The following is a 2,296-nucleotide window of genomic DNA, read 5'->3' as shown; positions in this document are numbered from 1 at the left end:
AGCCCTCCCCGCGCCGGAATACAGCGATGCCAGCCGATTTCGCGCCCCGGTCACTGCGGTGGAGGAGGTGCTGGCCGGCGCCTTCGCACAGGTTCTCGGTCTCGAACGGGTCGGGATCGACGAGTCGTTCTTCGACTTGGGCGGCGATTCACTGTCGGCCATGCGCCTCGTCACCGCCATCAACAAGTCATTGAAAGCCGGCCTGTCGTTACGCGCCTTGTTTGACGCGCCCACGGTGGCGCTCCTGGCGCCGCACCTCAATGACGACGGGGCCGAGCGCGAGCCTTTGGTGGCGGGCGACCGGCCCGCTGTCCTTCCGCTGTCGTTCGCCCAGAGCCGGCTCTGGTTCCTCGAGCAATGGCGGGACCGCGCCGCGACCTACAACATGCCCACCGCGTTTTGGATCAGCGGGCCGTTGAACGTAGAGGCCCTTGGGGCGGCCCTCGACGACGTCATCGGCCGCCACGAGTCTCTGCGCACGATATTCCCCGATGCCGACGGCGTCCCGTTCCAGCGGGTGTTGCCGGCCCGAAGCGGTATGTGGCAAGGCGGGGACGCGGCCGTGGCGTCGTTGCCCGAGCAGGACATACCCGCCGCGTTGACGGCCCTGGCCGGCCATCGCTTCGACCTATCGACTGACATCCCGATTCGCGTGCGGGTGTACTCGGTCGGCCCGGAGCGGCATGTGATCGGAATTGTTCTGCACCACATCGCCTTTGACGGGTTGTCGCTGGCTCCGATGGTGCGGGACATCAGCGTGGCCTACCGGGCGCGCGAGCGCGGCCAGCCACCCGACTGGCGTGAATTGCCGGTGCAGTATGCGGATTACACGTTGTGGCAGCGGGCGCAGTTCGGTGATCTCGATGACGGTAGTGGTCCGATCGGCAGGCAGTTGGCATTTTGGGAGGATGCGCTGGCGGGGATGCCGGAGCGGTTGGTATTGCCGACGGATCGGCCTTATCCGGTGGTGGCCGATCAGTGTGGGGCGACGGTGGCGGTGGAGTGGCCGGCGGGGTTGCAGCAGCGGGTGCGTGCGGTGGCCCGGGAGTGCAACGCGACGAGTTTCATGGTGGTTCAGGCGGCGTTGGCGGTGTTGCTGTCTCGGCTGAGCGCGAGTTCCGATGTAGTGCTGGGCTTTCCGACCGCCGGTCGAGATGATCCCGCGCTCGACGAATTGGTCGGCTTCTTCGTGAACACCCTGGTGCTGCGGCTGGATCTCACCGGGAACCCCACGGTCGCGGAGTTGCTGAACCAGACCCGTGAAAAGGGTCTCGCCGCCCTCGAGCATCGGGACGTGCCGTTCGAGGTGCTGGTTGAGCGGCTTAATCCGGTTCGGTCGTTGGCGCATCATCCGGGTGGTCTCGGTGTCCAGGGTGGCGGTGAGGTGCCCGGCGCTGGCGTAGGTGTCGCCGGGCTGCGGTGGGGGGAGCGCGGCCGCGGTCGCCGCGACGTGGTTCCAGGTGTCGGCCTGTGCGATGACCGCCGCGGTGTGGGCGTGATCGTCCAGAAACGCGGCCCAGCGCTGAAACGAGGTCCCGCCGGGGGGCAGGGCGATCGGCTGGCCGCCGCGGTGCTGGGCCCAGGCGATGTTGGCGTCCTCCAACAGGATCCGCCACGACACCGCATCCACGACCAGATGGTGGACGATCAACACCAACTGGCCGGTGGTGCTCACCCACAACCCACTCACCATCGCCCCGGCGGCGGGATTTAGCCGAGACAGGGCCTGGGCCAGCACCTGATCGGTGAGCGCCTCGACGGTGTGTAGGCACTCACCGGCACCGACCGCGCCGGGTCCGGGAACGGTCAACGACCGCGCGTTGGTGTCGGCACGCAGTCTGAGCATGGGGTGGTGGTCGAGCAGCGCCTGCAGGATGGCGAGCAGGTCGGCGTGGGTGGCCCCGGTCGGGACCTGGAGCGCCATGGTTTGGTTGAACTCATCGATCGGGCCGTCAATGTCGAACAGCCAGTGCATGATCGGGGTAGGTGTGATCGGCCCGATGCCTTCGTCGACGAGTTGTTCGCGGGCCTCGGTGATCCCGGGGATGCGGGCCAGGCGGGCCACGGTCTGCTCGACGAAGATGTCGCGGGCACGGCAGGCCAGCCCCGCGGCGCGGGCGCGGGCGACCACCTGCATCGACAGGATGCTGTCGCCGCCGAGGTCGAAGAAGGAGTCGTCGATGCTGATGCGGTCGAGGCCGAGGACTTCGGTGTAGATGGTGGTCAGGAGTTCTTCGATGGGGGTGGTGGGGGGGCGACGTACAACATGCCGACCGCCTTCCGGATCACCGGCGAG

General features: G+C 67.7%; 2 pseudogenes. One reads left to right on the top strand and one right to left on the bottom strand.

Features of this window, described 5'->3' with window-relative positions:
• Positions 1–1,354 (top strand): annotated as a pseudogene (locus A9X05_RS24265) (condensation domain-containing protein); the annotation flags it as partial.
• A 48-nt stretch (positions 1,355–1,402) separates the two neighbouring features.
• Here A9X05_RS24265 and A9X05_RS32405 read toward each other — a convergent pair.
• Positions 1,403–2,182, bottom strand: a pseudogene (locus tag A9X05_RS32405) (condensation domain-containing protein); the annotation flags it as partial.
• Between the last annotated feature and the right edge of the window lie 114 nt (positions 2,183–2,296).

The organism is Mycobacterium sp. E3298 (assembly GCF_001666895.1).
Classification (GTDB): Bacteria; Actinomycetota; Actinomycetes; order Mycobacteriales; family Mycobacteriaceae; genus Mycobacterium.
Note: the sequence above shows the minus strand (reverse complement) of the source record. Positions and strands in the feature narration are given on the sequence as shown.